Annotated in this window: 22 protein-coding genes; 13 read left to right on the forward strand and 9 right to left on the reverse strand. The window is 58.1% G+C overall.

The features are described from left to right. Positions 1-72: 72 nt before the first annotated feature. The 5 genes from HUW52_RS06975 to norR form a co-directional block, all read right to left on the reverse strand. Entirely contained in the window at positions 73-822 is a 750-nt protein-coding gene (locus HUW52_RS06975; protein ID WP_175553251.1) for a YkgJ family cysteine cluster protein, read from the reverse strand. 83 nt (positions 823-905) lie between these two features. Further along, entirely contained in the window at positions 906-1,232 is a 327-nt protein-coding gene (locus HUW52_RS06980; protein ID WP_175553252.1) for a hypothetical protein, read from the reverse strand. A 79-nt stretch (positions 1,233-1,311) separates the two neighbouring features. Continuing rightward, positions 1,312-1,770, reverse strand: coding sequence for an N-acetyltransferase (locus HUW52_RS06985; protein WP_175553253.1), 459 nt, complete (start codon positions 1,768-1,770; stop codon positions 1,312-1,314). 27 nt (positions 1,771-1,797) lie between these two features. Next, positions 1,798-2,700 (reverse strand): chemotaxis protein CheV, encoded by a 903-nt coding sequence (locus HUW52_RS06990; protein WP_007916955.1) that lies wholly within the window; start codon positions 2,698-2,700, stop codon positions 1,798-1,800. Positions 2,701-3,012: 312 nt separating this feature from the next. After that, positions 3,013-4,572 carry a nitric oxide reductase transcriptional regulator NorR gene (norR, locus tag HUW52_RS06995; RefSeq protein ID WP_016985608.1) on the reverse strand — a complete coding sequence of 520 codons (1,560 nt, stop codon included), beginning with the start codon at positions 4,570-4,572 and terminating at the stop codon, positions 3,013-3,015. A gap of 164 nt (positions 4,573-4,736) precedes the next feature. Between norR and hmpA the strand changes: the two genes are divergently transcribed. The 10 genes from hmpA to HUW52_RS07045 all read left to right on the forward strand — a co-directional run bounded on the left by hmpA (position 4,737) and on the right by HUW52_RS07045 (position 13,789). Further along, positions 4,737-5,918 (forward strand): NO-inducible flavohemoprotein, encoded by a 1,182-nt coding sequence (hmpA, locus tag HUW52_RS07000; RefSeq protein WP_175553254.1) that lies wholly within the window; start codon positions 4,737-4,739, stop codon positions 5,916-5,918. A gap of 236 nt (positions 5,919-6,154) precedes the next feature. After that, positions 6,155-6,664, forward strand: a complete 510-nt coding sequence (locus HUW52_RS07005) for a disulfide bond formation protein B (RefSeq protein WP_016985610.1) — start codon at positions 6,155-6,157, stop codon at positions 6,662-6,664. 826 nt (positions 6,665-7,490) lie between these two features. Continuing rightward, positions 7,491-8,432, forward strand: a complete 942-nt coding sequence (gene cyoA / locus HUW52_RS07010; RefSeq protein ID WP_007916947.1) for a ubiquinol oxidase subunit II — start codon at positions 7,491-7,493, stop codon at positions 8,430-8,432. 3 nt (positions 8,433-8,435) lie between these two features. After that, positions 8,436-10,466 carry a cytochrome o ubiquinol oxidase subunit I gene (gene cyoB, locus HUW52_RS07015; protein ID WP_007916945.1) on the forward strand — a complete coding sequence of 677 codons (2,031 nt, stop codon included), beginning with the start codon at positions 8,436-8,438 and terminating at the stop codon, positions 10,464-10,466. 3 nt (positions 10,467-10,469) lie between these two features. After that, positions 10,470-11,093, forward strand: coding sequence for a cytochrome o ubiquinol oxidase subunit III (gene cyoC, locus HUW52_RS07020; protein WP_016985612.1), 624 nt, complete (start codon positions 10,470-10,472; stop codon positions 11,091-11,093). After that, entirely contained in the window at positions 11,093-11,428 is a 336-nt protein-coding gene (gene cyoD / locus HUW52_RS07025) for a cytochrome o ubiquinol oxidase subunit IV (RefSeq protein WP_007916940.1), read from the forward strand. Before cyoC ends, cyoD begins: the two co-directional genes overlap by 1 nt. 11 nt (positions 11,429-11,439) lie before the next feature. Next, positions 11,440-12,327, forward strand: a complete 888-nt coding sequence (cyoE, locus tag HUW52_RS07030) for a heme o synthase (protein WP_007916939.1) — start codon at positions 11,440-11,442, stop codon at positions 12,325-12,327. Between the two features lie 114 nt (positions 12,328-12,441). Beyond that, the gene (locus HUW52_RS07035) at positions 12,442-12,786 is read left to right on the forward strand and encodes a hypothetical protein (protein WP_016985613.1); all 345 of its coding nucleotides are present in this window, start codon (positions 12,442-12,444) and stop codon (positions 12,784-12,786) included. Then, positions 12,783-13,097, forward strand: coding sequence for a DNA-binding transcriptional regulator (locus tag HUW52_RS07040; protein WP_016985614.1), 315 nt, complete (start codon positions 12,783-12,785; stop codon positions 13,095-13,097). The genes HUW52_RS07035 and HUW52_RS07040 overlap by 4 nt, the downstream gene beginning before the upstream one ends. A gap of 200 nt (positions 13,098-13,297) precedes the next feature. Then, positions 13,298-13,789 carry a RidA family protein gene (locus HUW52_RS07045; RefSeq protein WP_016985615.1) on the forward strand — a complete coding sequence of 164 codons (492 nt, stop codon included), beginning with the start codon at positions 13,298-13,300 and terminating at the stop codon, positions 13,787-13,789. Positions 13,790-14,077: 288 nt separating this feature from the next. On the opposite strand, the gene HUW52_RS07050 is transcribed toward HUW52_RS07045, so the two are convergent. The 3 genes from HUW52_RS07050 to HUW52_RS07060 all read right to left on the reverse strand — a co-directional run bounded on the left by HUW52_RS07050 (position 14,078) and on the right by HUW52_RS07060 (position 17,122). Next, entirely contained in the window at positions 14,078-14,779 is a 702-nt protein-coding gene (locus HUW52_RS07050; RefSeq protein ID WP_016985616.1) for a hypothetical protein, read from the reverse strand. Positions 14,780-14,897: 118 nt separating this feature from the next. After that, positions 14,898-16,415 (reverse strand): HAMP domain-containing sensor histidine kinase, encoded by a 1,518-nt coding sequence (locus HUW52_RS07055; RefSeq protein WP_175553255.1) that lies wholly within the window; start codon positions 16,413-16,415, stop codon positions 14,898-14,900. Further along, positions 16,412-17,122, reverse strand: coding sequence for a response regulator transcription factor (locus HUW52_RS07060; protein WP_175553256.1), 711 nt, complete (start codon positions 17,120-17,122; stop codon positions 16,412-16,414). The genes HUW52_RS07055 and HUW52_RS07060 overlap by 4 nt, the downstream gene beginning before the upstream one ends. Before the next feature lie 151 nt (positions 17,123-17,273). On the opposite strand from HUW52_RS07060, the gene msrB reads away from it, so the two are divergent. Genes msrB through msrA form a run of 3 tightly spaced genes read left to right on the forward strand, consistent with a single transcriptional unit; the run spans position 17,274 to position 20,358 of the window. Next, positions 17,274-17,792: a peptide-methionine (R)-S-oxide reductase MsrB gene (msrB, locus tag HUW52_RS07065; RefSeq protein WP_175553257.1), complete on the forward strand. Its 519-nt coding sequence runs from the start codon at positions 17,274-17,276 to the stop codon at positions 17,790-17,792. A gap of 43 nt (positions 17,793-17,835) precedes the next feature. Beyond that, positions 17,836-19,644 (forward strand): cytochrome c biogenesis protein DipZ, encoded by a 1,809-nt coding sequence (locus HUW52_RS07070; RefSeq protein WP_175553258.1) that lies wholly within the window; start codon positions 17,836-17,838, stop codon positions 19,642-19,644. Positions 19,645-19,659: 15 nt separating this feature from the next. Next, positions 19,660-20,358 (forward strand): peptide-methionine (S)-S-oxide reductase MsrA, encoded by a 699-nt coding sequence (gene msrA, locus HUW52_RS07075; protein ID WP_175553259.1) that lies wholly within the window; start codon positions 19,660-19,662, stop codon positions 20,356-20,358. Between the two features lies 1 nt (position 20,359). Here the strand turns inward: msrA and HUW52_RS07080 are convergent, their stop codons facing one another. After that, positions 20,360-20,875 (reverse strand): hypothetical protein, encoded by a 516-nt coding sequence (locus HUW52_RS07080; RefSeq protein ID WP_175553260.1) that lies wholly within the window; start codon positions 20,873-20,875, stop codon positions 20,360-20,362. Positions 20,876-20,923: the final 48 nt, after the last annotated feature.

A 20,923-nucleotide genomic window follows, 5' to 3' on the forward strand; every position in this document is an offset into this window, starting at 1 on the left:
CGCGGACGGTCGTGGATGGGCCTGGTGAAAAATCCTCGGGATGAGGCCCGTGCAGACGCCAAAGAATCTGGATCAAGCCGCGCGCAACGAGATAAACGCATACGTCTGCGCCGGCTCCGTCACCACCTGAGCCCCGGCCGCCAACACCTGCCCGGCAACATCATCGCCCGACAGATGAAACACCCACTCACTCGGCGCAGTCGTCAACGGTTGCGCTGTCACCTGATCAATCACTGCCGCAAACGCATCCATATTCGGTAAGTACGCAGTAAATCCGTCGCCCTTCAACGCTGTGGTGCGAATCCCCAGCATCGCGCAGATCGCGTCCTTGATGCCGATGTCATCGCGATCGGCCTGGCGCGAACGTTGAATCAATTCGACCAGTTCCTGATCAACCAACTCGCCGCCAGCGATCAATACCGGCCCCTGTTGCCAGGACTCCGGCGGGCAATCCTTGGCGGCAGGGGTGAGCGGGATATGCGGATTGATTTCCGCCGGATAAATGCGGCAGACCAACGGCCGTCGCTCGTAGATCCGGCACAACTTGTTTTCGTCAAGATTCCGACAAGGGCCTACGTTGTACGCGGCGAAGGTGATTGCCACATGGGCGTCGGTTGCGCCGCTGCGAACGATCGCTGAGCGACGTTCGGCATGTTCTCGCTGCTGCGCCGGCAGACCCAGGCCATTACCGAGAAAAGCCTCCACCAGCACAATCACCTGACCGCCATCCGCCGCCCACATGCGGGCTTCGGCCAGGGTCAGGGGGACATGATGGTCGGTGCAGCACTTGCCGCAGCCTACGCAGGAAAACGTTGTATTCATTGAGCGATCTGTCTTCAATCAGGGTGTGAAACGGTGGCGGAAAACCACCGCACAGGCGCGGATCGAAGCAAGTTATGCGCCACTCACCGGGCTTTGGAGGTCGGGCGGATCGAGTCCCACTCGGTGACGAAGGCGGTTTTCGACTGTTTGTTGTACAGACACAGTTCGGTGCCTTGCTGGCCTTTCATGTGTTTTTGCGGGTATTGGCCTTGCAGCAGGACGGCGGTGTAGCCGACGCGGTCATCGAATTGTGCGGGCGTGCCGACCGGTTTGGCGTTTTTCAGGCCGCTGGCTTTGGTGCAGCTGGCGAGCACGGTTTTGTCGTAGGCGGCCCAGGCGTCCGGGCTGGAGGCGTAGGCTTGGGAAGCCAGGGCGATGAGGCAGAGCAGGCTTGCGGTGATGGCTTTCATGGTGGGCGTCCTTGGTTGTGAGTGGCCAAGGTTGGAGTCGGTGTGAGAAGGGAAGTTGCCTGCTCGCGAAGACGCTCGATCAGTCCGGCACCCGTTCCCGGCGGACCACATACATCCCGGCACTTTCATACAATCGCTGCGCCCGCCGGTTGTCTTCCAGCACCTTCAGATCAACAAACCCTTCGCGGCGTTGCTGAAACACCTTGAATGCCTTGAGCAACAACGCCCGGCCCAATCCTCGGCCCTGCATGCGCGGATGCACCACCAGATTCTTGATATAGGAACTGGTCCAGCATTGCGCCACGCCGACAACGCCTTCGCCATCACGGGCAATAAAGCACAGGGTCGGATCGTATTCAGGATCGGTCTCGAACTGCTGCTGCCAAGTGTCCAGCGCCGGTACCCGGCCACCACCTTCGTGGTAGCCGAGTTGCATCAGGTCGTGCACGTCCGGCGCGAGTTCGACGGAGTACGTGCCCAGTTCAATGCCTTTAGGCCAAAGCGCATCCAGCGCGTCCTTACCGAGGTCGCGCCGCATCAAAAAACAGTACGTCTCAGCCAAGACTCAGTGCCCGTGTGCCGCGACGTGTTTGGCCGCTTCGATCAGACAGTGGGTCAGTTCCGGCGAGGAGAACTTGGTCAGCACACCGTTCGCCCCGGCCAGACGCGCTTTTTCGCTGTTCATCGCGCTGTCGAGCGAGGTGTGCAGCAGCACGTACAGATGGGCGAAGTCCGGGGTCTCGCGCAGGGTGCGGGTGAAGGCGTAACCGTCCATTTCGGACATTTCGATGTCGGAGACGATCAGGTTGATCTGCTGCGCGGTGCCTTGCAGGTCGAGCAGGCAATCGATGGCTTCCTTGGCACTGCGTGCGGTGTGGCATTGCAGGCCGAGGTTGCGCAGGGTGTGCACCGATTGTTGCAGCGCCACCTGGCTGTCGTCGACCACCAGGATGCGTGCGTTGCCGAGCACATCAGCGTCTTCCATGCTCAGATCGGTCGGAGCCATTTCGATCTGCGCCGGGGCGATGCTGTGGATAACTTTTTCGATATCCAGCACCTGCACCAGTGTGCCGTCCACCGAGGTCACGCCGGTGATGTAGGCGCGCGAACCACCGGAGCCGAACGGCGGTGGTTTGATGTCGGTGGTCAGGCAGTGGACGATTTTGCTGACCGCCTGCACGTGCAGGCCCTGCTTCGAGCGGCTGACGTCAGTGACGATCAGGCAGCCGCCGTTCGGATCTTCCAGCGGACGCTCACCGATCGCGCGGCTAAGGTCGATGACCGACAGCGAGGCGCCGCGCAACGTGGCGATGCCTTTGACGTGCGGATGCGACTCCGGCAGCTTGGTCAGCGGCGGGCAGGGAATGATTTCACTGACTTTCAGCAGGTTGATCGCCATCAGCTTGCCGCTGCGCAAGGTAAACAGCAGAAGCGAAAGTGAGTCTGCGCGGGCTTTGGTGGAGGACATATAAACCTTCTGTGGAAAGGTGGTGGGCGAGGGTGGAAATCGCCAGAAACTATTGATGCCGGGTTATCGGCGTTAAAGGGGTGGGCTTTAGGTTAGTTGTCGGATGGCATTTCGATCAAAAGCCAAAGCCCCTCACCCCAGCCCTCTCCCAGAGGGAGAGGGGGCCGACCGAGGTGTCAAACGTTGTACATCGACCTGAATGACCGAGTCGATTATGGATTCAGTAAAGATCGATCACGTCGGCGGAATTCTGCAATATCCCCCGATCAGTCCCCTCTCCCTCAGGGAGAGGGCTAGGGTGAGGGTGTGCTTTTAGCTCTTCATCCCCAACCGCTTGGCCATCCGCCCAAGGTTCGCCCGATCCAGCCCCAACTCCCGCGCCGCACTCGCCCAGTTATCCTGATTGCGCTCCAGCGCCGCACTGATCAAACGCCGCTGATACTGCTCGGTCGCACTGCGCAAATCCCCACTGATCAGCGGCATCTCAGCCACGACACCGGCAACCGCCTCAACCGAGTTATCCACAACCTCATGCGGCAGATCCAGATCCGCCGCACTCAGGCTGAGAATCTTCGGCCGCACCTTGCAGTTGCCCAGCGCCTTCAGCGCACTGCGGCCAATCAAGTGTTCCAGCTCACGCACGTTGCCCGGCCAAGTGTAGGCGAGCAGTGCTTCCTGGGCGTCGCTGTTCAGGCGCAGGCTGTTGAGGCCCATGCGTGAACGGTTCTGTTCGAGGAAGAAGCCGCTGAGCAACAACACATCGCGGCCGCGATCGCGCAGTGCCGGCACGCGCAGCGGGTAGACGCTGAGGCGATGGTAGAAGTCGGCACGATAGCGACCGCTGCGCACTTCTTCGGCGAGGTCGCGGTTGGTCGCGGCGATCAGGCGCACATCGACTTGATGCTCCTTGTCCGAACCCAACCGTTGCAATTGACCGCTCTGCAGTACGCGCAACAACTTGGCCTGCACGGTCAGCGACAGTTCGCCGACCTCATCGAGAAACAGCGTGCCTCCATTGGCCAGTTCGAACTTGCCACGCCGGTCGCTGGTGGCACCGGTGAAGGCGCCGCGCACGTGACCGAACAATTCGCTTTCTACCAGCGTGTCGGGCAGGGCGGCGCAGTTAAGGCTGATGATCGGTTTGTCGGCGCGCGCTGATGCGGCGTGAATCGCCTGGGCGACCAGCTCTTTGCCGACCCCGGTTTCGCCAGTGATCAACACGGTCAAATCGCTGCCGCCGACCAGATTGATTTCTTCCACTAATTTCTTCAGAGCCTTGCTCTGGCCGATCATTTCGCGGTTGTGCTGGCCGCTGGCTTGGCGATAAACCTCGGCGCGCTGATGTTCGTCTTCAGCGCGATTGGCCAGGCGTTGAATGCGCTCGGCGGCGTTGACCGTGGCTGAGGCGAGGCTGGCGAAGGCTTGCAAGGCGTCGAGTTCGATCGGTTCGAATCGCTCAGGGTCGAGGGCGTCGAGGGTGATCAACCCCCAGAGTTTTTCATCGACGAAAAGAGGGCAGCCGAGGCAGTCGTGAACTTCGAGGTGCTCGTCGAGGCCATCGACCAGACCGTCATAAGGATCGGGCAAGTCGCTGTCGGCGGCGAAGCGTGTGGGTCCGGCACCGCTCAGCAAAATTTCAAAGCGCGGATGTTCGCTGACTTTAAAGCGTCGGCCGAGGGTGTCGGTGCTTAGACCGTCCACCGCCAGCGGCACCAGCGCTTCGCCGTCGAGGCGCAACAACGCCGCCGCATCACAGGGCAGCAGGGCGCGCATGGCTTCGAGCAGGCGTCGATAACGCTCGCCCTCGGGCAATTCGCGGGACAGATCGGAAACCAGAGGCAGCAGAGCAGTCAGCAGGGATTTGGCGGTCATGGGCTTGTAGTCAAAGAGACAAGATGTAGTCGGGATGACTATAAAGGTCTTTGAGTCTTTATGACTACTATGTTTTCAATCTATTGATTTATATAGAAAAAATAGTTGGCATGAAACCTGATAAGCCTAAGGTAACTTTTCAAAGAAGCTCAGGAGTCTATCTTATGCTTAGCGTCCAGGATCGTGCCATCGTCAAGTCCACCGTGCCTCTGCTGGAAAGCGGCGGTGAAGCGCTGATCACTCACTTCTACCGCATGATGCTCTCCGAATACCCAGAGGTCCGCCCACTCTTTAACCAGGCGCACCAGGCCAGCGGTGACCAGCCGCGCGCCTTGGCCAACGGCGTGTTGATGTATGCGCGGCACATCGATCAGCTCGACCAGTTGGGCGATCTGGTGGCGAAGATCATCAACAAGCACGTCGCCCTGGAGATCCTCCCGGAGCACTACCCGATTGTCGGCGCCTGTTTGCTGCGCGCCATCTCCGAAGTGCTCGGCGAAGAGATCGCCACGCCAGAAGTGATGAGCGCCTGGGGCGCGGCGTACGGGCAACTGGCGGATATTCTGATCGGCGCCGAAACCGCGATCTACGACCAGAAAGAACAAGCCGTCGGCGGCTGGCGCGGTGGGCGTGAATTCATCGTCGCGGCCAAGGTCGAGGAGAGTGCGGAAATCATTTCGTTCTACTTCGAACCGGCAGACAAAGGCCCGATCCTCGCGGCCGAGCCGGGTCAGTACATCGGCATGAAGCTGATCCTCGATGGCGAAGAAATCCGCCGCAACTACTCGTTGTCGGCCCTGGCCAACAACGGTCAGTACCGCATCAGCGTCAAACGCGAACCGGGTGGCCGTGCGTCCAATCATTTGCACGATCAATTGCATGTCGGCGCGAGCATTCAGCTGTTCCCGCCATCGGGTGAGTTCACCTTGACCGCGAGCGATAAGCCATTGGTGTTGATCAGCGGCGGCGTCGGCATCACGCCGACTCTGGCGATGCTGGAAGCGGCGCTGGAAACCGAGCGTCCGGTGCACTTTATCCACTGCGCGCGCAATGGCAGCGTGCATGCGTTCCGCGACTGGATTGATGAGTTGGCTGAGCGTCATCCGCAACTCAAGCGTTTTTACTGCTACGCCGAAGATGACGGTGTCAGCCCGGCGGCGGACAAGGTCGGGATGCTGGATCAGGCACTGCTTGGCGAATGGCTGCCGCAGCAGCGTGATGTCGATGCATACTTCCTTGGGCCGAAGGGCTTCATGGGCGCGATCAAGCGTCATCTGAAAGCGCTGGGTGTGCCGGAGAAGCAGAGTCGTTATGAGTTCTTCGGGCCGGCTTCGGCTTTGGAATGATCTAAGACCGAGGCGCCACCTTCGCGAGCAAGCTCGCTCCCACAGGATTTGTGTTTGACGCAAATTCAAAGTGGGAGCGAGCTTGCTCGCGAAGGCCGTTATGGGTCCTGAATTTGTGAACCGAGTTTAAGAGGTTAATCGTTTCTTAACCGCCTTATCGTTTATTCCCCCGGTGTAGACTTGCGACAACCTTCAGCCGCGAGCCGGTTGAACCATGGACATATAAAGGAAACGCGATGAGCGAGGAAACGATTCGACTGGGACGTGAGCGGCGCTTTCTGGTGCTGTTGGGCATCATCTGCCTGGCACTGATCGGTGGTGCGCTGTACATGCAGATCGTACTTGGCGAGGCACCGTGCCCACTGTGCATCTTGCAGCGCTATGCGTTGCTGCTGATCGCGCTGTTCGCGTTCATCGGCGCGGCGATGCGCAGCCGTCGCAGCATTACCGTGTTCGAAGTGCTGGTGGTGCTTTGCGCGCTTGCCGGGGCGGCTGTGGCCGGGCATCACGTGTACACCCAGTTCTATCCGGCGGTGAGCTGCGGCATCGATGTACTGCAGCCGATTGTCGATGATCTGCCGCTGGCGAAGATCTTCCCGCTGGGCTTTCAGGTCGACGGTTTCTGCTCGACGCCGTACCCGCCGATCCTCGGCCTGTCGCTGGCACAGTGGGCGCTGGTGGCATTCGTGCTGGTGGTGATTCTGGTGCCGCTGCTGACCTCGCGTAACCGAAAAGCACTGCGCTGAGTCAACTATTCGGCTGTCTGGCCGATACAGAAAACGCCCCGATTTGCGGATCAGCCAATCGGGGCGTTTTTGCATTTCAGAGTGTTTGTGAAAACACCGTGACGGACGACAAGGCAGGGTGTGGCAGGTGTGCGACATGTTGTCACACGCGCGGTGTCGCAGGACGCTTCAGCGATGCGGAATCGGGCGTTGTTACAAAAAAGGATTGGTCTGTTTCGGAGTTTTTCGGCTTTAGCACGCGGGTGCCAGAGCAGGCAGTTTTAACAAGCGCTGGCATATGGCCAAAAGCCTTGGGTTATCGGGGCTTGCGCTGTTCCAGCGTTCGGAAAAAGCCGTCAGAGCTGTCTGAACTGACGCGGGTACACGTACAATTTTTGGTGTTTTTGTTGAGAAATGTTTTCGATAACATGCGGAACTTTTGCAAAAATGGCGATGGATTGTTGCTCGAACGGATAAAAATTATTTCGGGATAAGACATGGTGTATAGGGCGCTACCTATCTACAATCGCCCGCACTGAATTCCCGGCACTGTTCAGCCTTTATTAAGGAGGCGAGCAGGAAGTCGGGTGTCGAGTGAGTCGAGAGGCTTTCAAGACACCCAGGTGTCGGTGCCTTCCAACTTTCCGCACCAAATGGAATTGGTCTGTAACAAGGCCTTTGACCACGAATTCGAATAAGAACTGACCGCTGTCCCAGGTTTTGTCGAGCGTCTGACGCGCGACGGGCGGCCCTTATTCAATCCAAAGAAAATGCCAACCCTTGGCAGGGTGAAGTGTTGGCGATCAAAACCCAACTGCATTGCGCAAGCTGCTTTAGAGGTCGTGAGATGAGTAAAAACAGGTACCCCAGATTACTAGGCCTAGTGCCGCTGCTCGGCACGTTGTTGCTGGGAGGCTGCAACATGACCTTGCTCAATCCAACGGGCCAGGTCGGCCTGGAACAGCGCAACCTGATCATCACCGCGACCCTGCTGATGCTGTTGGTCGTTGTGCCGGTTATCGTCATGACCTTCCTGTTCGCCTGGAAGTACCGCGCGTCGAACAAGAACGCCGTCTACACCCCGAAATGGTCGCACTCGACCAAAATCGAAGTGGCAGTCTGGACAATCCCGGTTCTGATCATCATTGCCCTGGGTTACATCACCTACATTTCGACCCACGAACTGGACCCGTATCGTCCGATCCAGTCCGACGTCAAGCCTGTGACCATCGAAGTGGTCGCGCTGGACTGGAAGTGGCTGTTCATCTACCCGGAACAAGGCATTGCCACGGTCAACAAGATCGTGTTCCCGGCGCACACGCCAATCAACTTCAAGATCACCTCTGACGCTGTGATGAACTCGTTCTTCATCCCGGGTCTGGGCGGCCAGATCTACGCGATGGCGGGCATGCAGACCAAGCTGCACCTGATCGCTGACCGTAACGCTGAAATGGACGGTATCTCCGCCAACTACAGCGGCGCGGGTTTCACCGGTATGAAATTCAAGGCTATCTCCACCACTCAGGAAGATTTCGACGCCTGGGTAAGTGAAGTCAAGAAGTCACCTAAACAGCTTGATCAAGCTGAATACGCGGCCCTTGCCAAACCGAGCCAGAACAACCCAGTCGAGCTCTACTCCTCGGTCACGCCGAACCAGTTCCAGATCATCGTCGACAAGTACGAAGGTATGAAGCCGGGCAAGCCGCTGAAGCACGAGAAGAAAGAGAAAGAAGTGGCGGCCACGGAAATTGACTCGAGTTCGCATTCAGCTGCCGGGGCAGAGGAGTAAACGATGTTTGGTAAATTAAGTTGGGAAGCAGTCCCATTCCACGAGCCGATCGTGATGGTGACCATCGCCATGATCGCCCTCGGTGGTCTGGCGCTGTTCGCTGCAATCACCTACTTCAAGAAGTGGACCTACTTGTGGACCGAGTGGTTGACCTCGGTCGACCACAAGAAAATCGGCGTGATGTACATCATCGTCGCCATGGTCATGCTGCTGCGCGGTTTTGCCGACGCCATCATGATGCGTACCCAGTTGGCCATGGCCACCGAGGGTTCGCCTGGCTACCTGCCACCTGAACACTATGACCAGATCTTCACCGCTCACGGTGTGATCATGATCATCTTCATGGCGATGCCATTCTTCACCGGCCTGATGAACCTTGCAGTGCCGCTGCAGATCGGCGCGCGTGACGTTGCGTTCCCGTTCCTGAACTCCCTGAGCTTCTGGCTGCTGGTATCCGGCGTAGTACTGATCAACCTGTCCCTGGGCGTCGGCGAATTCGCCAAGACCGGTTGGGTTGCCTATCCACCATTGTCGGGTCTGCAATACAGCCCTGGCGTGGGCATGGACTACTACATCTGGGCGCTACAGCTATCCGGGTTAGGTACGACGCTAACGGGGGTCAACTTCCTCGCGACCGTACTGAAAATGCGTACCCCTGGCATGAAACTGATGGACATGCCGATCTTCACCTGGACCTGCACCTGGGCAAACGTTCTGATCGTGGCTTCGTTCCCGATCCTGACCGCTACCCTGGCACTGCTGACCCTTGACCGTTACATGGATTTCCACATTTTCACCAATGAACTTGGTGGCAATCCAATGATGTACGTCAACCTGTTCTGGGCCTGGGGCCACCCTGAGGTTTACATCCTGATCCTGCCGGCATTCGGCATCTTCTCGGAAGTGATCTCGGCGTTCACCGGCAAGAAACTGTTCGGCCACCACTCGATGATCTACGCCTCGGGCGCGATCTCGGTACTGGGCTTCATGGTTTGGCTGCACCACTTCTTCACCATGGGTTCGGGTGCCAGCGTCAACGCCTTCTTCGGTCTGGCGACGATGCTGATTTCCATCCCGACGGGTGTGAAGCTATTCAACTGGCTGTTCACCATCTACCAGGGCCGTCTGCGCTTCACCAGCCAGGTTCTGTGGACCCTGGGTTTCATGGTGACCTTCGCCATCGGCGGCATGACCGGCGTACTGCTGGCCATCCCGGGTGCTGACTTCGTTCTGCACAACAGCCTGTTCGTGATCGCGCACTTCCACAACGTGATCATCGGCGGTGCGGTATTCGGTTACATCGCAGGTTTCGCGTTCTACTTCCCGAAAGCGTTCGGCTTCAAGCTGCACGAAGGTTGGGGTAAAGCAGCGTTCTGGTTCTGGATCTCGGGCTTCTTCGTCGCGTTCATGCCGCTCTATGCACTGGGCTTCATGGGCATGACCCGTCGTCTGAACGCCACTACCAACCCTGAGTGGGTACCGTACCTGTACGTTGCCATGTTCGGTGCGGTGATGATCGCTGTCGGTATCGCCTGCCAGCTGATCCAGCTCTATGTGAGCGTGCGTGACCGCAACAAGCCAGAGAACGTTTGCGATCACGGTGACCCGTGGAATGCACACACCCTGGAATGGTCGACCTCGTCGCCACCTCCGTTCTACAACTTTGCTGTGCTGCCTAAGGCTGACTGCATCGACCCGTTCACCGAAGCCAAGGAAAACGGTACTGCGTACCAGCGTCCGGCCAAGTACGAGCCGATCCACATGCCGAACAACACCGCCACTGGCGTGGTGATGGGCGCACTGTTGACCGTCTTCGGTTTCGCGATGATCTGGCACATCTGGTGGTTGGCGATCGCCAGCCTGGCCGGCACCGTCATCTACTTCGTGATCCACGCTGCACGTGACGACCAGGGCTATATGGTTCCGGTTGAAACGATCGAGCGTATCGAAGCCGAGCAGCACAAGCGTCTGGTCGCGGCAGGGAAAATCCCGGCCGGTGCCACCCGTGTTGAAACCTCGTTGGAACAGGCTTAAACCATGTCGAACTTAGTGACCAATGTTGGACACGCCCATGGTGACCATGGGCACGATGACCATCACCACGACTCGGGCGAGATGACCGTATACGGTTTCTGGCTCTACCTGATGACCGACTGCATTCTGTTTGCGTCGATCTTCGCGGTGTACGCAGTACTGGTAAACAACGTAGCCGGTGGCCCAGCGGGCCACGACATTTTCGAACTGCCATACGTGCTGGGCGAAACCGCTCTGCTGTTGTTCAGTTCGATCACCTACGGCTTCGCCATGCTGGCGTTGTTCAAAGGCAAGAAGCAGCAGGTTCTGGGTTGGTTGTTCATGACCTTCCTGCTGGGCGCAGGCTTTATCGCCATGGAGATCAACGAGTTCCACCTGCTGATCTCCGAGGGCTTCGGTCCTAGCCGTTCGGGCTTCCTGTCCGCGTTCTTCACCCTGGTCGGTACCCACGGTCTGCACGTGTCGGCGGGTCTGATCTGGATGGGCATCATGATGTACCAGGTCAACAAGCACGGCCTGACGGCGACCAACAAGACCCGTCTGAGCTGCCTGAGCCTGTTCTGGCACTTCCTGGACGTGGTGTGGATCTGCGTATTCACCGTTGTTTACCTGATGGGGACTCTGTAATGGCTAATGCACACTCCCATGACAGCCATGATGCTGGCCACGGCAGCGTAAAGTCGTACGCCATTGGCTTCATCCTGTCGGTGATCCTGACCGTCATCCCATTCGGTCTGGTGATGTACCCGAGCCTGCCGAAGGCCACCACACTGGCAATCGTTCTGCTGTTCGCAGTGATCCAGGTGATTGTTCACCTGTATTACTTCTTGCACCTGGACCGTTCCATTGCTCAGCGTAACAACGTGATTGCATTCGTCTTCACGGCGATCGTGATCGTGCTGCTGGTTGGCCTGTCGTTGTGGATCATGTTCAGCATCCACACCTACATGATGGCGAAGTGAGGTAAGACCCGATGTCGCTCAAGCACTTTATCCAAATCACCAAACCGGGGATCATTTTCGGTAACGTGCTTTCTGTGGCAGGCGGGTTCTTCCTGGCCTCGAAAGGGCATGTCGATCTGGCGGTGTTTCTGGCTGCCATGATCGGTACATCCCTGGTTGTCGCCTCCGGTTGCGTGTTCAACAACTGCATCGACCGCGACATCGACCTGAAGATGGAACGCACCAAGAACCGGGTGCTGGTACAGGGCTTGATCTCCCTGAAACTGGCCCTGGTCTACGCGACCATCCTTGGTGTTCTCGGCGTTGCATTGTTGTACAAGGTGGCCAACCCGTTGGCCGCTTTGTTCGCGGTGATCGGCTTCATCATCTACGTCGGCTTCTACAGCCTGTACCTCAAGCGCAAGTCGGTTCACGGCACGCTGGTGGGCAGTCTGTCGGGCGCCATGCCGCCAGTGATCGGTTACGTTGCCGTAACCAACAGCTTCGACATGGCCGCGCTGACCTTGCTGGTGATGTTCAGCCTGTGGCAGATGCCGCATTCCTACGCCATCGCGATCTTCCGCTTCAACGATTACCTGGCCGCATCGATTCCGGTGCTGCCAGTGAAGCGCGGGATTCAAGTGGCGAAGAAGCACATCCTGCTCTACATCCTGGCGTTCCTCGTGGCGACCTTGATGCTGACCTTCAGCGGCTACGCCGGCATGAGCTACCTCGCCGTCGCCGCGGCCATGGGCATGTACTGGTTGTACATGGCCTGGACCGGCTACAAAGCGGTGGATGACACGGTCTGGGCACGCAAGCTGTTCGTGTTCTCGATCTTCACCATCACTGCGTTGAGCGTCATGATGTCCCTGGACTTCAAAGTGCCCGCAGAGCTGCTGCTGACGTACGCGCCGTAAGGTTCGAGGCTTGAAGAAAAACCCCGCACATTGAGAGATGTGCGGGGTTTTTTGTTTATCTGGAGCCGGATTTGTTGATAGTCTGTCTGTAGGCGATTTGCCTATAGTTTGCGCATGCGAACCGTATTCTTTGAAACAACGATATTTACCACAAGCGTTGGTCAGTACCTGACAGACGATGAGTACCGAGAACTGCAGGCTTATATGCAGGGCAATCCGTTGGCAGGCGATGTGATGCCCCGAACGGGTGGATTCAGAAAACTACGTTGGGCTGATGCTCGACGTGGCAAGGGCCGACGAGGCGGCTTGCGGGTCATCTATTATTGGCTTATGAATGATGGTCAGTTCTGGATGTTTGCAATTTACGACAAAGATGAGCTTGATAATCTGACTGCCGAGCAAGAAAAGGCGCTCAAAAAAGCCATAGATAAAGAGTTGAAAACACGAGGTACCCCATGAAAAAACGCGACCTGTTTGCAGAGTTGATGCAGGGCGTTGATGAGATGGCGGCTCAACGCGAAGGAAAAATTACCCTGCGCAATACAGTGCTTGAGGACAAACCAGTCCCGGAAGTCGGAGCCCAAGAAATCGTGGCTTTGAGAGAAAGGTTACATATGTCTCAAGCCGTCTTTGCCAAACGAATCAGGGCGAGTCCCAGCACTCTGAGAAACTGGGAGCAGGAAAAGTCAAAGCCAAATGCTCAAGCTGCTTTGTTGATCCGTTTGGTTGAAAAATTCCCTGACATGGTTGACCGCCTGAGCGCCGTTTAACGACAAAGTCATTTAAATTTAAAGCCCCATTACTTCGAAAGAGGTGTGGGGCTTTTGTTTTCCGTGACTGCGGGTTGCGGCGCAGTAACAAACCCCCTAGATTTGGATCCAACCATGACAGTGATAGCTCCTTGCCATTTGCGGTTGCCCATCTGTCTTAACCTGCGGTTCTTCATGCACTGATCATAAGGCTGGGCGAAATGACTGAGAGGATGACCTGCGACGAGCGTTTTATTGCCCTGGCCCAAGAGCTGAACTACGACATTTATGGCGAGAACACCGCCGGCGGCAATTACGCGCCGCTGATCCGTCATCACGATGAGTTGTACATCAGCGGTATGGTGCCGCGCACCCACGGCAAGATTCAGTACCCCGGTCGGGTCGGGCTGGAACTGAACCTCAAGGATGCGCAAGCCGCTGCGAGTATCAGTGCGATGCGCTGCCTGGCGCTGATCGTCGATGCTGTCGGTTCGCTGGACAAGATCAAGGCGTTGTTGCGGGTCACCGTTTACGTAAAGTCGACGCCGGACTTCGTTGACCTGAGTGAAGTGGCCAACGGTGCGTCGGACGTGTTCAGTCATGTGCTTGGCGATGCCGGTCGGCACACGCGCACCACAGTCGGTGTGTATCAGTTGCCGAAGAACGCGGCGATTGAAGTGGACATGATTGTGGCGTTGCATCCTTCGGCTTGAGGGTGACTTCACGGCTTGCCCTCACCCTAACCCTCTCCCGGAGGGAGAGGGGACTGACCGAGGTGTCTTGCGCTATACATCGACCTGAGAGATTGAGGCGATTGTGGATTCGGCACCGCACTTTCATTTCGGTGCATCTCTTGAATATCTCCCGATCGGCTCCCTCTCCATCGGGAGAGGGCTGGGGTGAGGGGCGAGGATTTTCGCCTTCTCAAAAATCCCAAGCCGGGCAACAAAAAGCCCCGCCTGAATCTCAGTGCGGGGCTTTTTCGTACAGCGGCCGCGCTATTACTGCGCCGCGATGCTGTACCCATCAAACGCCGTCTTCTGCTGCAACGCAGTAATGATGTTCTTGCGGTTCACTGCCTGCTCGGTACCAGCGTTGTCGACGAAGACTTCGCTTTCCAGTTCCGCTTCTTCGCCTTCACCGACGAAGGTGAAACCGAGGAACTCCAGCGCTGCACGGTCAACGTTCAGACGCGAACGCGGCGTGCGCAGCGGCAGGGTCACGCTGATACCGTCCTTGCTGATGGTGAAGATTTCGACTTCTTTTTTCTTCGCTGCCTTGCTCTTGCCGCCGCTCGGGTTGCTGATCGCCTGATGGGTCTGGTTCAGTACTTTGAGGGCCAGACCATAAACGATTTCCTGGAACGCCGGATCGTCCTTGAAGCTGGACAGGATACGGCCGATCGAAAACTTGCTGCTCAGGTCTTCAAGGGCGGCGAGGTCGGCCGCTTCAGCATCCTTCAACGCCTTGAGTTCGCCCATCAGCTCGTAGGCCTTGTCGTCATCGAAGCTGTCGTGAGCCTGACGGATCGCCGCGCGCAGCTCGCGGATCTGGTCGCTTTCGCGGGTCGACTGGAACGCGTCCAGGACCATCTCGCTGATGATTTTGGCTTGTGGCAGGTGTTGTGAAAGATTGATGGAGTTTTCGTATTCCGCTTTGGACGATTCGGTGACTACGGATTCAGCGGTGTTGAAATCGGACATTGAAATTTCACTACTTTTTAACTTGAGTGGAGATGAGAAAACCCGAGGGCTTTTTCAGGCCGACTAATTTAGGGGAGCGGCGCGGCGTTGTCACGGAGCAACGGGCCGGCGGTCTCAACTATTTGCCGGGGCTGTGCAAATTAATTGAACGCATCATCCACTGTTCGGCGCTTTGCTGATCTGTTGATAGCGAGAAGCGGAACGTCGCGCCGCGCCCGCTCATGTCCAGTAACTGGATATCACGCCCGTGCAATTGCAGGATACGGTGCACGATACGCAGCCCCAGTCCGCCATCACGCCTTGCGCCACCGATATTGAACGGACGCAGGAACAAACCTTCGCGCAACTCGGGAGCGATGCCGGGGCCGGTGTCACTGACCGTCACATCGACCAAGGCCCCCTGATGTTTCAGATCGAATTCGATTTCGCCGCCCTGAGGGGTATGACGCAATGCGTTGTCCACCAGGTTGGTCAGTACCCGCTCGATCAACCCGAGGTCGGCGCAGACTGTTGGCAGATTGGGGACAAAATGGGCTTTGAGTTCGACCTGCCGTGCTTCCGCCGTCAGTTCGAATTTCTGGAAGATGTCCTGCACCAGGTCGATCAGGGAAAAGCGCTCCAGCACCGGTTGCACGAATCCGTGTTCCAGTCGCACCAGTTCCAGCAGCGATTGCGCCAGGCCGCCGACCTTGCGGCTTTGATCCAGAGCGATGCCCAGATAGCGTCGGCGTTCCTCGGCCGACAGCGTGGCGTCCTTTAGTTGCAGGGTTTCCAGATACCCGTGCAATGAAGCCAGCGGCGTGCGCAAGTCGTGGGAAATATTCGCCACCAATTCGCGGCGCTCCTGATCCTGTCGCGTAAGCGAGCGCCATTGTTCGCCGAGGCGGTTTTGCATCTGGCGGAAGGCAGCATCAAGTACGGCGATTTCATCCGGGTCAGCGGTTTTATCCACAGCTGTCGTTATCGGCAGAGGTTGCGGCGCGCCATCGATGTCGAAGCGGCTGACGGTTTCGGTGAATCGCAGCAATGGCCGAGTGATCAGGTTGAATGCCGTCAGACCGGCGATCAGGCACAGCAACGCGACCAGTCCAATCGATAACAATGCGGTGTTGAGCGCGGCGCTGGTGGCGCCTCGCTCGGCGTAACGATCATGTGCTTCGCTCAGCAGCACCACATACAGATAACCGGCAGCTTTACCGTTGACCTGCAACGGCGCAGCACTGAACACCTTGCGTCCATCGACACTGCGCGGGTCATCACCGAGGATCGGTAATGGCTGGTCGTCGAGCAGCTGGCGGATTGGCGCCAGATTGACCTGTTGGCGCCGCATCCTTCCTTCGGGTGCAGCGTTACCGACAATGCGCCCCTCGGTGTCGAGCAGATACACCTCGACACTGGGGTTGACCAACATCAACTGGCTGAACAATTCGCGCACGGCACCGGGCATCAGACCGTTGCTGTCCATCAGCACCGTGTCGTGGGCGATGTGTTGTGCCAGATCCCGAGACAGCCCCTGCACCACTTCCAGTTCATGCATCTGGCTGGAACGTACTTGCAGCCATGCCGATGTGCCGCAGCACACCAACAGCAGCACGGCGAATACCACGGACAGGCGCTGCGTCAGGTTCAGTTTCATGGCTGCTCGGTACCGAATTTATAGCCGCGACCCCACACGGTGAGGATGCGAGAGGGCTGGGTCGGGTCTTTTTCGATCTTCGCCCGCAGGCGATTGATGTGGGTGTTGACCGTGTGTTCGTAACCCTCGTGGCTGTAACCCCAGACCGCGTTGAGCAGATCCATGCGCGAGAACACTTTGCCCGGTTGACGGGCGAAGAAGTAGAGCAAGTCGAACTCCCGTGGCGTGAGGTCCAGGCGCTGAGCGTCGAAGCTGACTTCGCGGGTGATGGGGTCGATGGTCAACCCGTCGAGACTGAGACTGCCGGCGTCCATTTTCAGATTGCGCGCCATCGCATCGACCCGGCGCAGCAAGGCTTTGACCCGCGCCACCAGCTCGAGCATGGAGAACGGTTTGGCGAGGTAATCGTCGGCGCCCAGCTCCAGGCCAAGAATGCGGTGCAATTCACTGGAACGGGCGCTGGTAATGATGATCGGTGTGTAGCGGGCCATCGCGCGGGCGCGGCGGCAGATTTCCAGACCGTCGACCCCCGGCAACATCAGGTCGAGGATGAGTGCATCCCAGTGACCTTGCTGCAGCAGGCGCATGCCTTCGTCGCCGTCGGCGCTGTGTGTCACCTCGAATTGTTCATCCCGCAAATGCAGGCAAATCAGGTCGGCGATGTGTTGGTCATCCTCGACCACAAGGATGCGTTTGGTCTGTTCCATGGAGCTCAATCCTTCGGCGCGATAAGCGCATTGTGCGGGTTTTCCTCCGGGCGAGTTATCACGAATTCGTTAACTCCCCGTGAGGATTTGGCGATCAATCCAAGCCTAGGCTGTGTTCCATGAAGGGCATCTGGAATTTTTGGAGACGGCCATGTTTTCACGGCGACAGATTCTGTTAGCGGGCGGCGGGCTGGGGGTTGCAGCCCTGGTGGCGGGTGTATTGCCAAAATTGTCGACTGCCACGGCAGTGATCGGCGAGGCACACGCGGACGAGGCGTTCGAGGTGACACACAGCGACAGTGAATGGCACTCGATCCTGAGCGACGAGCAGTACCAGATCCTGCGTGAGGAAGGCACCGAACGGGCCTATACCAGCGCGCTCAACAACGAACATCGCACTGGCACGTTTGCCTGTGTCGGCTGTGATCTGGCGCTGTTTTCATCAGACACCAAATTCGACAGTCGTACCGGTTGGCCGAGTTTCTGGGCGCCGCTGGAACACGCGGTGGCAACGCGTCAGGACCGTTCGTTCGGCATGTCCCGCGACGAAGTTCACTGTCGCCGTTGCGGCGGCCATCTGGGCCATGTTTTCGATGACGGTCCCAAGCCCACCGGTCTGCGCTACTGCATGAACGGCCTGGCGATGACCTTCAAAGCCGTGGCGGCTTGAGTCATGACCCGCTCGCGATCTTCACTTCAGACAGGACGAATTTATGTGGCTCTTGGTTCTCGCTTATCTCGGTGGTGTGCTGACGATCGTCAGCCCGTGCATCCTGCCGGTTCTGCCTTTTGTCTTCGCTCGCACCGGGCAGCCGTTTATCAAGAGTGGCTTGCCGCTGCTGGCGGGGATGGCGGTGACCTTTGCGCTCGTCGCCTCGTTGGCGGCGGTGGGCGGCGGTTGGGTGGTGCAAGTCAATCAGTACGGGCGCTGGCTCGCGTTACTGTTCGTTGCTCTGTTCGGGCTGACCTTGCTGCTGCCGCGTGTGGCCGAGCGTCTGACCCGGCCGCTGGTGTCGGCCGGCAGTCGGCTGTCGGAGGCCGCCGGGCAGGACAATCGTCCGCGTCCCGGCGCTTCGTTTCTGATCGGCGTCGCCACGGGGCTGCTCTGGGCACCTTGCGCCGGGCCGATCCTGGGGCTGATTCTGACCGGCGCCGCGCTGCAAGGGGCAAGCATCGCCACCACGCTGTTGTTGCTCGCCTACGCGGCGGGTGCCGCCACCTCGCTCGCCGCAGCGCTGTTGCTGGGCGGTAAGGTTTTTGCGCTGATGAAACGCTCGATTGGCACCGGTGAGTGGATCCGTCGGGGTCTGGGCGTATTGATGTTGGCCGGCGTCGCGGCCATTTCGCTGGGGCTCGATACCGGGGTTCTCGCACGGTTATCGACGGCTTCCACCGGTGGCCTGGAGCAGGCGCTGGTCGGCAAGCTGTCTGGCAAATCTGCCAAGGCGAGCGGCACGATGATGGCGCAGGTTCCTGCTGAAGAAGGCGCTGCGAACGGCAGCATGATGGCCGCTGGTGGTGCAATGAAAATGGCCGCGAAGGCTCCGGGCACTTTACCGGTCGAAGGTCAGTTGCCGCCGCTTGATGGCGCCGTCCAATGGCTCAACTCAGCGCCGCTTGATGCCCAAGCGTTGAAAGGCAAAGTGGTGCTGGTGGATTTCTGGACTTACTCCTGCATCAACTGCTTGCGCACTTTGCCGTATGTCAAAGCCTGGGCTGAAAAGTATCGCGATCAAGGGCTGGTAGTGATCGGTGTGCACGCGCCGGAATTCGCCTTCGAGCGTGATGTGGGCAACGTCACCAAAGCCATGAAGGAATTGGGTATCAACTACCCGGTCGCCATCGATAACGACTACAAGATCTGGCGTGCTTTCAACAACGAATATTGGCCAGCGCATTACTTTGCCGACGCTCAGGGACGCATTCGTTACCACCATTTTGGCGAAGGGGACTACGCCGAGTCGGAACGCGTCATACAACAGTTGCTGCGTGAGGCGGGTGCGAAAACCGTGGCGGACGGCTTGATCAATGCTGACGCCAAGGGCGTGCAACTGGCGCCGGACATGAACGAAGTGCAGTCACCGGAAACCTATGTCGGCTACCAGCGTGCGGAACATTTCGTACCGGAAACCAGCCTCGTGCCTGACAAGGTCGCGGCCTACAACCCGCCGGACAAACTGGCACTCAATGACTGGAGCTTCGGCGGTCAATGGTCGGTGGGTGCCGAGCGTGCCACGGCCAGTGCACCGGCCAGTCGTATCGTTTATCGCTTCCATGCCCGCGACTTGCATCTGGTGCTCGGTCCGGCAGCGGACGGCAAACCCGTGCGCTTCAAGGTGATGATCGATGGCCAGGTTCCGGGCGATGCCCATGGCGTCGATGTCGCTCCTGACGGCACTGGCCATGTGACCGAACAACGCCTGTATCAATTGGTGCGGCAAAACGAGGGCGTGCAGGACCGAACCTTCACCATCGAATTTCTCGACCCGGGCGTATCGGCTTACGCCTTTACCTTCGGTTGATCAGGAGTCATTGAAATGAAAATCACATGGCGTCGCGTGTTGCTGGGGGTTGCAGTGGCCGGAGTGATTGGCCAGGTTTCGGCGTTCTCCTTTGGGGGCGAGGATGCTGTGCTGATTCCGCCACCAACTCTTGATGAAGTGACCCAGGCGCACAGCGAAACTGCCGTGTTCGCCGGTGGCTGCTTCTGGGGTGTGCAGGGTGTTTTCCAGCACGTCAAAGGCGTGCAGAAAGCCGTCTCGGGTTACGCCGGCGGCGCGGCCAATACGGCAGAATATGAGCGTGTCAGCGAAGGCGATACCGGCCACGCCGAGTCAGTTCAGGTCACCTTCGATCCGACTCAGGTGAGCTATGGCAGCCTGTTGCAGATCTACTTTTCGGTAGCGCACAACCCAACTGAGCTCAATCGCCAAGGCCCGGACAGCGGCACTCAGTATCGTTCGGCACTGTTCCCGGTCAACGCCGATCAGCAGAAGGTCGCGCAGGCCTACATCGCCCAATTGGATGCGGCTCACGCCTACAGCAAACCCATTGTCACCAAACTGGAAAGCTATAACGGCTTCTATCCGGCAGAGGACTATCACCAGGATTTCCTGACCGAGCATCCGAGCTATCCGTACATCGTGATCAACGACATGCCGAAAGTGGCGAATCTGAAGCAGGTGTTCGCGCAGCGTTATCAGGAGAAACCGGTGTTGGTGAAAAACGGCTCCTGAATCATTGGGCGCCCAATCGAGGGCGTTGAGCCTGAAGGGTGCGCAGCAAACGGTAATATTTCAGTGAGCGAGCGCTAATCAGACCACTGATAAAGCCAGATGCTGCGGCTTTGAGCAGCAACATATCCGGGGCGGCTGCCCGCTCTGGGTGCACGTCATCCTGATAGCCGAAGTAGTAGTTCGCTGCAAAAAAAAGCAGGAGCAGAGTCAGCGCTTTCCAAGTGCCCGGCACGATCAACCCGGTTTCCGGATCATCAAGATTTATCCCCTTGCTGGGGAAAATCAGCCATGCCGACAGAGCGCCCAGTAACAAAGCGATGAGCCAGCCGCTGAGGCTCAAGCCTGGATCATCCGTCAGGTTCAACGACAACAGCGACCAGCCCAACAACACCAGTGGGGTCGACAGCAGGGAAAACCGGCTTTCACATTGGGGTTTGCGGGCCTTGAGGCCGAAAAACACCAGAACCAGAAAAACCACATAAACCCACAAGGGAGTATTTTGAAGAGTCTCGAGCATCGCGCAGCGTCCATGCTGGAAAGAGAAGCTGATCATAGCCGTTGCAAG

The organism is Pseudomonas sp. 43A, from assembly GCF_013363935.1.
Classification (GTDB): Bacteria; Pseudomonadota; Gammaproteobacteria; order Pseudomonadales; family Pseudomonadaceae; genus Aquipseudomonas; species Aquipseudomonas crudilactis.

Excerpts from the sequence above, each read along its gene's own strand:
- HUW52_RS07060 (WP_175553256.1), bottom strand. The coding sequence starts at position 17,122 with ATGGAACAGACCAAACGCATCCTTGTGGTCGAGGATGACCAACACATC.
- HUW52_RS06975 (WP_175553251.1), bottom strand. The coding sequence starts at position 822 with ATGAATACAACGTTTTCCTGCGTAGGCTGCGGCAAGTGCTGCACCGAC.
- cyoC (WP_016985612.1), top strand. The coding sequence starts at position 10,470 with ATGTCGAACTTAGTGACCAATGTTGGACACGCCCATGGTGACCATGGG.
- hmpA (WP_175553254.1), top strand. The coding sequence starts at position 4,737 with ATGCTTAGCGTCCAGGATCGTGCCATCGTCAAGTCCACCGTGCCTCTG.
- HUW52_RS07055 (WP_175553255.1), bottom strand. The coding sequence starts at position 16,415 with ATGAAACTGAACCTGACGCAGCGCCTGTCCGTGGTATTCGCCGTGCTG.
- msrA (WP_175553259.1), top strand. The coding sequence starts at position 19,660 with ATGAAAATCACATGGCGTCGCGTGTTGCTGGGGGTTGCAGTGGCCGGA.
- cyoD (WP_007916940.1), top strand. The coding sequence starts at position 11,093 with ATGGCTAATGCACACTCCCATGACAGCCATGATGCTGGCCACGGCAGC.
- HUW52_RS07070 (WP_175553258.1), top strand. The coding sequence starts at position 17,836 with ATGTGGCTCTTGGTTCTCGCTTATCTCGGTGGTGTGCTGACGATCGTC.
- cyoA (WP_007916947.1), top strand. The coding sequence starts at position 7,491 with ATGAGTAAAAACAGGTACCCCAGATTACTAGGCCTAGTGCCGCTGCTC.
- norR (WP_016985608.1), bottom strand. The coding sequence starts at position 4,572 with ATGACCGCCAAATCCCTGCTGACTGCTCTGCTGCCTCTGGTTTCCGAT.
- HUW52_RS07040 (WP_016985614.1), top strand. The coding sequence starts at position 12,783 with ATGAAAAAACGCGACCTGTTTGCAGAGTTGATGCAGGGCGTTGATGAG.
- msrB (WP_175553257.1), top strand. The coding sequence starts at position 17,274 with ATGTTTTCACGGCGACAGATTCTGTTAGCGGGCGGCGGGCTGGGGGTT.
- HUW52_RS06990 (WP_007916955.1), bottom strand. The coding sequence starts at position 2,700 with ATGTCCTCCACCAAAGCCCGCGCAGACTCACTTTCGCTTCTGCTGTTT.
- HUW52_RS07045 (WP_016985615.1), top strand. The coding sequence starts at position 13,298 with ATGACTGAGAGGATGACCTGCGACGAGCGTTTTATTGCCCTGGCCCAA.
- HUW52_RS07050 (WP_016985616.1), bottom strand. The coding sequence starts at position 14,779 with ATGTCCGATTTCAACACCGCTGAATCCGTAGTCACCGAATCGTCCAAA.
- HUW52_RS07005 (WP_016985610.1), top strand. The coding sequence starts at position 6,155 with ATGAGCGAGGAAACGATTCGACTGGGACGTGAGCGGCGCTTTCTGGTG.
- HUW52_RS07080 (WP_175553260.1), bottom strand. The coding sequence starts at position 20,875 with ATGCTCGAGACTCTTCAAAATACTCCCTTGTGGGTTTATGTGGTTTTT.
- HUW52_RS06980 (WP_175553252.1), bottom strand. The coding sequence starts at position 1,232 with ATGAAAGCCATCACCGCAAGCCTGCTCTGCCTCATCGCCCTGGCTTCC.
- HUW52_RS06985 (WP_175553253.1), bottom strand. The coding sequence starts at position 1,770 with ATGCGGCGCGACCTCGGTAAGGACGCGCTGGATGCGCTTTGGCCTAAA.
- HUW52_RS07035 (WP_016985613.1), top strand. The coding sequence starts at position 12,442 with ATGCGAACCGTATTCTTTGAAACAACGATATTTACCACAAGCGTTGGT.
- cyoE (WP_007916939.1), top strand. The coding sequence starts at position 11,440 with ATGTCGCTCAAGCACTTTATCCAAATCACCAAACCGGGGATCATTTTC.
- cyoB (WP_007916945.1), top strand. The coding sequence starts at position 8,436 with ATGTTTGGTAAATTAAGTTGGGAAGCAGTCCCATTCCACGAGCCGATC.